Source organism: Lactobacillus gigeriorum DSM 23908 = CRBIP 24.85 (assembly GCF_000296855.1).
Classification (GTDB): domain Bacteria; phylum Bacillota; class Bacilli; order Lactobacillales; family Lactobacillaceae; genus Lactobacillus; species Lactobacillus gigeriorum.
In genome coordinates, this window is sequence record NZ_CAKC01000078.1 from 1 (window position 1) to 8,995 (window position 8,995).

Consider the following 8,995-nt stretch of genomic DNA (forward strand, 5'->3'; position numbering starts at 1 on the left):
CCTTTGAAAATGACCATTGCTCAAATAGCTAACATATTGGGTAGAAACAAATCCACTATTTTTCGCGAATTGCGCAGAAATAGCGATCTTAACGGCTATTCTCCAAGCAAGGCCACAAGCAGATACCTTGACAGGCGCAAAAACTGTTACCCTGTTCTTAAGCTGTCAGATCCTGGGCTATTTGCCTACGTCAAAGAGAAGTTCCTAAACGAGCAATGGTCTCCTGAACAAATTCAAGGACGCTTGAAGCTTGAGAATGCCCAGTGGTCAATTAGTTACAGCACGATCTATCGAGCTATTTATGCTCATATGTTTGATGAGCCAGGATTGAGCCATGGCAATAGAGGAGCTATTAGAAATCTTCGTCATCGCGGGGAATCTCGTCATACAAAGGACTATGTAGAACGAAGAGGAAAGATTCGAATCAGCCATGATATCGAAGAGCGTTCAACAGAGGCTGAAAATCGATCGAGAATCGGCGACTGGGAAGCAGATACAGTTGCCGGTATTGTTGGAAAAGCCTGCTTGGTGACATTGGTAGATCGCAAGAGTAGATATTTGCTTGGAGGCAAGGCACAAGAAAAGAAAGCTGATGCGGTTAATCAAACGATGATCGACGCCTTGAGGGATCAACCTTGTGAATCTATAACTCCAGATAGAGGCAAGGAGTTTGCCAAGCATGAAGAAGTAACGCAAGAACTCAAGGTTGAATTTTACTTTCCTAAGCCACATCATCCATGGCAGAGAGGAAGCAATGAAAACACAAATGGACTCCAAAGGGGCAAGATTTAAGCAAGCATAGCCAAGAAGAAGTCCAGGAGATATTCTCCAAGATAAATAAACGTCCAAGAAAATGTTTAGGATATCTAACGCCATATGAGGTATATAAATCTGAGTCGTTGCACTTAGTTTGACAATTCAAGGATAAGAAAAAGCCAAGAGGCACGGGAAAAGAGCGTTAATCTTAGCTTTCAAGTTTCAGTTATTTTACCAAATAATAGTGAGCATTATGTAAAATAATAAAATTTATGTATTACAGGTTAGCTATTCAGCTATTTGTAGTAGGAGCGCATACAATGCCCCGTAGAGATTAGCATTATTTTGAAAACGAGCAGCTACAATTTCTGGTAGAATAATTTGATTACCCAACATATCATTGCTAGCTAGCAATCTTTCAAATTGATAATTGATCTCATCAATTAAAATTAGCTGTGCGCTAATTCCACCACCAATCACAATTTTTTCACCATTAATGACAGTTTGTACATTTAAAATCATTTGGGCAATATTGGCACAGAATTTTTTAAAAATCTCACTAGCTTGTGGATCATGCTGATTAATTGCCGTAAAGGCAGCTAAGCCATCATCAAGTTCATCATTTCCGATTACTTCATTAACTTGGCGAATCATTTGAACAGCGGAGCACAAATAAGCTGTATATGATGTCAACTTTTCTACACCTTCTCCTGCTCTCAATAACATCCAACTTAATTCACCAGCTTGAAAATCACGACCATGAAGCAGTTGACCATTGACGATATTTCCCCCACCACCTCCTGTTCCTAAGGTCATCATTGCACCAGAATCTACTCCTTTAAGTTCACCTAACCATTGTTCTGCAAGTGCATCAGCTTTACCATCATTTTCAACACTAGTTGGCACTTGATACCGATCTTCTAAACTATCTATTAAACTAGATCCATCTAAATAAGTTAAAGCGCCACCATAATGAATTATCTTATCGTGAGTATCAATTTTTCCCGGTGCACACATTGCAATTGCTGAAAATTCCGTTCGAAATTGATCAGCAATATCAAAAATCACCTGCTGAAAATCAAATAAATTATCTGGAGAGTCGGTTTTTCCTTTTTGAATGATATTGCCACTGTGATCCATTAATGCTACTTTAAATTAGTTCCGCCTACATCATAAACTAGATATTGTGTCATTTTTCTTCTCCCTACCTTCATAAACTAATTATAAATGTTTCCGCTTTCAATATCATTAAAAATTTAGCGAGAAAAAAAGACTTACATTGTTAGTAAATCCTTAAAATCTACTAATTGTAAGTCTTTTTGTTAACGATTATTCATCGTCTCTCTTTTTCTTCAAAACTAATAATGCAAGTGCAAGTACACCCACACCTAGAAGTGAAAGCTGCCAATTATTTTCACCATTAGTTTGTGGTAACTTCTTATCGCTAGTTCCATTAGCTTTGTTTTTGTCTACAACATTCTGAGCAGCCTTACTGTCAACTTTAGCTTGAGCACTACCATAAGGTTGCTTGCCTTTTGTTTCTTTAACAGATTTCACAACTTCAGGCTTTGTCTGCTTAGCCGACTTTTTAGGCTTACTTGGCTTAGTAGGCTTAACCGGCTTAGTTGGCGTAACTGGAGTAATAAGCTCGCCTGGCTTAACTGGAGTTGCCGGTTCATCAAGCTCAGGATCAGCAGGAGTAACTGGTACAATTCGATGTTTAACTTTAAGAACAAAAACTTGTGGCTCTTTATCTGGTTCTCCACCCACATTTGGTGTATCATCATAGTTCTTATCCAATTGAGGGATCTCAACAATTTCATAGCCAAGATCGAGATATTTCTTCTTTAATTCTTCAAGCTTATCTACTGGAGAATTGCCAACCTCTTGATCAGTATAACCATCAAAGATTACCGGATCTCCTAAGTAACTTTGAGTATCCTCATCATGGACCTTTAGAATCAATTGTTGCTTATCAGGGGTATAAACAACATTAAATATGTAAGTAATCTTTCCATTCTTAGCTTCACCAGCATTATCCTTAGTGATGGAAACTTTATCTACTTGAACCTTATCAGAAGTATATCCCTGAATCTGTGGAGTTAATACAGGCTCATATTCTGTTGTATTGCTTGACCAATCACTAGTATTGGTTACCTTACCAGTAACTTTGTCAATAGTTACTGTTCTAGTCAAAGTCTTATCAACAGTTCTAATTACATTTTTAGGTGTTTTTTCACCAGCACCTTCATAATGAATTATTACTTCACTAGAAATCACTAAATTATCTTTACTTACGTCAGATGGATACTTAACACCATTAGGATCATTCTCATTAATTGGAGTATCAGGTACTGGAGTATTTTCATCTTCACCGCTAACTATCACTTTACCATGCACTAGTTGTAATTTCAGATACTGTGTTTGAGTTTTATCTCCATCAAACTTGCCAGATAATTCTTCATCGCTTGGTTTAGTTTTAACTAGGTAGCCACGATCAGTATAGTACTTAATCAATGAATCTACGTTAGTTGCTACATCACTTGGGAAGTTAGTGAAGGAGTCACCTGTAAAGTCAACAGTTGCACCTGTTTCATTAGTAGGAAGTGGCTGATCAAGAGTATCTCCATCTAGATCAAAGACTAGAACCTTCAATTCTTGAGTATCAGCTACATAAACTACTGGGCGATTCTTACCTGGTTCATCAGGAGTGATTTCTGAATCACTAGGAGTTTCAAGGTGATATCCAGGAATAATTGGTGAATTGGTCGTAGATGCCTTAGTTGGATCCTTAGTATCATTAGTAAAGATTGGTGTTTCAGCACCTGGAATTTTGTTACCTGATTTATCTTTTGGAATAATGTGACCCATTGGGTGGTAAATCACTGTAGTTTCATTAGTAATTACTCCATTATGTACGCGTCCACTATTAGGATCCGCATCAGCAGGAGTTACGGTACTTGCACCGGCACTGGCTTTCTCAGCATAATAACCGTTAACTACCGGTGTATTAACATTTTCATATTCCTTGCCACCAGTCCATTTACCAGTACTGATTACATCGCCTGTAACTTTATCAATAGTTACTTCCCTAGTTAATGTACTATCGTCAGTAGTCACTTTATCATCATGTATCTTATTACCAGCCTCATCATAATAATGAATAATATTTTGGCTAGAAATTACTAAATTATCTTTTCCAGCTTCTGATGGATACTTACTTCCATTAGGATCCTCAGGATTAATTGGTTTACCTGGGGTCTTTGGATCATTACCAGTAACTGTTACAGTACCATGAGTTAAGTAGATCGTCACAACTTGATGTTCTTTATCTGCACCATTAGCGGCTTGATCACTAAAGTCAAAAGTATCAGGAACTGTTCCGCTAACTTTATCTGGATCAATTACATAGCCTTTATCTAAGTAACTTTGAATAGTTGAATTCAGAGTATCGGTTACACTAGTTGGGATCGTTGAACCAGAATCACCATGTGCTACGTCGTTTTGAGTAGTTAAAGTTTTATTGGTCTTTGTATCAACATAAACTAAATCAATGACCTGCGTATTCTTAACGTAAACTACCTTAGTATCTTCAAGTGGATTATCTGGAGTTACGTTTGGCACTTCAGTATGATAGCCTGGAATTTCAGGAACATCGGTTGTTGTAGTCTTAGTTGGATTAGTTGGATCGTTGTTGTATTCAGGAGTTGGTGCATTAGGAATTTCGTTACCATCTTTATCGATAGGGATGATCTTCCCAACTGGTGAATACTTAACTACAACATCCTGTCCATTTTCAGCTTTACCATCTTGGTCTTTATGAACATCAGCACTTGGAACCAGTTCATAATTAGCTACATAGCCCTTAATCGGTTTAACTTGACAACGGTCAAAACTTTCTTTACCTGCTTCTTTAGGTTCCCAGTTTGAATATGAAACAGCATCACTATCACCATTGGCAAGTTTAACTAAATCAATTGTAGCTTGACGTTTATAAGCTACTTCTTGTGTTTTAGTAGGGTAAGCTTGATTGCTACCTTCTGGTTTATCAGTATAAATAAAGGAAATATTTCTTCTAACTGTATTGTTTAAGTCATTTTCACTCACACCAGTTGGATAGTTATGATCATATCCCTTATCAGTAGTAATCTTACCATCTGGATCTTTTGGATCATCATTAGTTACAGTTATCTTCTTATGTTTTAAAGTTACTTTCCACTTCTGATTAATCGTTTCTGGTCTTTGACTATCTGGAACATCATCATATGAATCAAAAGTCTTATTATTAAGATTACCGTCATTTTCAGTAAATCCATCATGAACTAATTCATATCCGCTCTTTTCATAGTCTGCAATTGTATCAGTAGTTGAATAGTCGAATGTTTCACCACTCTTACCATTCTTAGTATCAACTTTAAGTGCAAGACCAGTATCTTGATCGACATATTCTATTTGAACTAAAGAATCATTTGCAGTGTATTTAACTAAAACCTGTCCAACATCAACACCATGAGTTGCTTGACTAGCATTAACTACTTCTTGGTGAGCTGTATATCCTTTAAGTTCAGGGTAACCGTTCTTAGAAGATGGAGATACAACTTTTGCATAGCTACCATTATCTTGGTTAGCCACTTCTTCACCCTGTTGATTAGTGGTTGTTGAACTAATTGCATTCCAGTCTCCTTGATATGAAACATCACCGGTTACTAGATTGATTTTAGCAGATTGAGCAAAGTTAACTTTTTGAATAATGTCGTTTAATCCAGGGACAGCTTGTCCGCTTACGTCAACACCATTTGCAAAAGTATTATCATCGTATACGTAGTGAATGGTTCTAGTTGAAGTACTGGTTGCCTTAGCTTCGCTCCATTCATTTGGTGGAAATTCAGCATCTGTTCCAGGTACCTTTTTGCCAACTGTCGGTGGATTATCGACCGTAACAGTTACTACTTTTTCACGATAGTAAACATTAACAATTGAATTAGTATCAGTTGGAAGTGGGGTTAACTCATCTACTTGAGCAAAACTATCTCCTTTTTTTGTAGTTGGTGCTTCATAACCATACTTAGATAAATCATAGTTGGTTTGACTAGCAAACTTACTGTCAGTTGAAGTTACTACATAGCTAGCTACAGCATCACTAGCTTTACCAGTTACAGGAGTATATCCATTCTTTTTAGTTAATTGTGCGTCATCACCATTAACAGTTACTTGATCAGGAGTCGCATAACCAATGATTTTTTGGTTAGTTACCTTATCACGAACAGCATAACGTGCAAAATCAACTTCTTGAACAACAGTTTGTGGTTCAGTAACTTTATTATTGGCATCATTAATCAGTTGCTTTTTATTTTGATCATAATAATTGATGGTCCGAGTAACAGTTTTAGTTTCTTTTTCAAGACTCAGATCATGTTCCAAGTGAATATCAATATACTGTGGATTACTATCAGTTTCACTACTTCCATTAGAAGTCTGATCAAAGTATTGTGGCACTGAGGTATGGGAAATAAATTTATATCCCTTAGATTGATAGTACTCTTTCAACAAATCAATGTTATTACCGAATTCTGTTGGAATTATTTCATTAGAAGTACCGCTAAGATTAATTTCAACATCTTTCCCTAGTTTCCTTATGTCAGTTTGAGCAGTAACAGGATTTAACTCGCTACCAGTCGTATCGTCATAAACTCTAATTTTGACTTCTTGCTTATCAGGTGAATATGTTACGTGATCTGAAACTACTACACCTGTCTTCAATAATTCAGCTAGAGTACTTTCATCTGCAGCATTTAAGCTATCAGCGGTTGCTTTAATATTACCAGCAGATGCCTTATCTGGATGGTAGCCTTCAACACTTGGACTCTTCACACTATCAAATGTATGTGAGCCTGTCCAATCATAAATTGTAACCTTCCCAGTTATCTTATCAGTTGTGATTGTTCTTGAAAAAGCATTATCAAAAGTATCACTCTTAGTAGCTGGAGTCTGATTACCGGCACCTTCATAAGTTATATTTCTAACAGCTTTAGCATATTCAGTCTTAACGTCTTTATCATGAGTTAGATGAACTTCAAGTACCTGAATTTGCTCATCAGACCCTGATCTATTAGGTGTATTATCAAAGTTACCGGTAGCTTCTGGTAATTTAACAATATAATTCTTACGCTCGTAGTACTTCTTCAACGTTTCCAAATTAGTCTGCAAATCAGTAGTTGGAAAGGCTGTTTCAGATTTACCAATAAAGTCGACAGTAGCCCCCGTCTCTGTGGTATCTAATGCTTGACTAGGATCATCTGCATCATCATCATCGTAAACTTTGACTTGTAATTCTTGCTGAGCCTTCAATTCAAATTGAACAGTATCACCATCAAAATTATAAAGAACTACTTTGTTAAATTGAGCTGAACCGTCTTCTGCACCAGTTACCCAAGTCTTACCGCCATTATCGATAATTGATTTTACGGCCTTACCATTTTGTAGTACTAATTCGTATCCTTGAGGAATCAGACTTGCAGGAATATTCTTCTCATTAAAATCTGAATCCCGCATGGTATCAGAATTATCTTTATAAGTTTTTGACATCGTTGGAACATCAACATATTGATCCTTACCTTTTGGATCAACATAGTGCAATCTAGTTTTTACTGTTGATGAGCCAGAAATAACTATCTTAGAAACATATTTATTATTTACATATGGTGGCATATCGTTACCACCATATAATCCGCAAGAGATTTGAGCAACTTTACCTGCATCTTTAGTAATATCTGGATCTGTTCCGTGGATATAAATGTCTTTAGTTGCGGAATCAGCCTTGACAGTATCATATTTCACTGCAATTGACTTAACATCAGACCAACTCATCTCATGACTAGCAATCTTAGCTTCGACTTGTTCTTTAGTTAAAAACTTTTCAGTTGAAGGTGTCTTCGCATATACACCTGTTGGTAAATCAGTTGAGCTAGTTGAATACAAAACTGTACCATCTGGAACATCAACTGGACCACTCAAAAAGAAGTTAGTTGTGGTATTGTTGTATCCTTTGACTGGTAAATTGATAAATCCAGTTAGATCTTTTAGATCTGTTGTCTTACCGTAATTTACTACATTTACTCTAAAGTTCATCCCATCTGATCCTTTATCATCAGATGTACCATTTTGAACATAAATACCATCAGGATTTTTATTACCATTCGCAGCATTGGCTAGAACTACAGCTGATGCTGAACTAATTGTCCAGGTTCCTCCACCAACATAGTAGAATTTGCTAGGGTCTAGCTTCACAGTTGAACCTGATTTTTCTGCATTTTCAGGTGTTAAAAACTTACCGGATGTATAACTATTATTCAAAAGAGGAATATCTTTACTGTATGCGTAAATTTCCCATGAAGAAGTATTCGGTGGTTGGTTATTTGCATTATCTAAAGGAATACTATCGTTAACTCCAGATTTAATATTATAGTAATAGTTTGTGTTGCTATAATCAACCTTAACTACCTGGTGACCATTAACCAAATATGTAGTCACTACAGGAACTGGCGACTCATTACCGTTAGAATTTAATTTACTAATTGCACCACCACTATATACCGCATTATCTGGTACTACATAATAAAAGATTGGCTCAAAAATATAATCATAATTTGCTCGCCCAGCATCACCGTTACCCAAAGAAAGGGATCCGGCATTTTGTTGTCCTGGATTAGTTGAAATATAAATTGGTTCGAAATAAGTACTTAATGATGCTTTATATTGAGATGTGTCAAATACTGTTTGAGTGTTACTACTTGTATATGAAACTATTGGCTTGTTATTCCAATCTGGTCTAAAATTACTACCAAAAATAGTAATACTTGAGGTTAATTTATCATTAGCCTTTACTTGTGATCCATTATCATATGTATGACTCAAATGTCCCAAAGCAATAAAGACATTTGATGTTTTTGTCCCATCTATTCTATCCTCTTGATCAGCAATACTTCCAGGTTTAGGGATATCATCTGTTTTAGTATCCTTGCCAATTGTATTGGTGTCTGGCGTAAAAACAATATTCCTAATACCGATGATAGTTTGTTTGTTATCTGCATCCGTAGTAGTGACTGTAGACTTAGCAATATCACCGGCTTTTACTGTTCCTGTAATTTTCTGACCATTAGTTAATAGAGTTACTGCGAAACATCTGCTATAATCTTAAATTATGAAATACGAAACAGCTAAAAATTTAAACAATACCAGA

Annotated in this window: 3 protein-coding genes; 1 reads left to right on the forward strand and 2 read right to left on the reverse strand. The window is 36.3% G+C overall.

What is annotated here, in order from left to right:
* On the forward strand, positions 1-792 hold a 792-nt coding region (locus tag BN52_RS07490), incomplete at its 5' end, for an IS30 family transposase (RefSeq protein WP_053216543.1).
* A 252-nt stretch (positions 793-1,044) separates the two neighbouring features.
* On the opposite strand, the gene BN52_RS07495 is transcribed toward BN52_RS07490, so the two are convergent.
* Together BN52_RS07495 and BN52_RS07500 are read right to left on the reverse strand one after the other, a co-directional pair.
* Positions 1,045-1,896: an ROK family protein gene (locus BN52_RS07495; protein ID WP_008473851.1), complete on the reverse strand. Its 852-nt coding sequence runs from the start codon at positions 1,894-1,896 to the stop codon at positions 1,045-1,047.
* Between the two features lie 189 nt (positions 1,897-2,085).
* Positions 2,086-8,670: a mucin-binding protein gene (locus BN52_RS07500; protein ID WP_157685052.1), complete on the reverse strand. Its 6,585-nt coding sequence runs from the start codon at positions 8,668-8,670 to the stop codon at positions 2,086-2,088.
* Between the last annotated feature and the right edge of the window lie 325 nt (positions 8,671-8,995).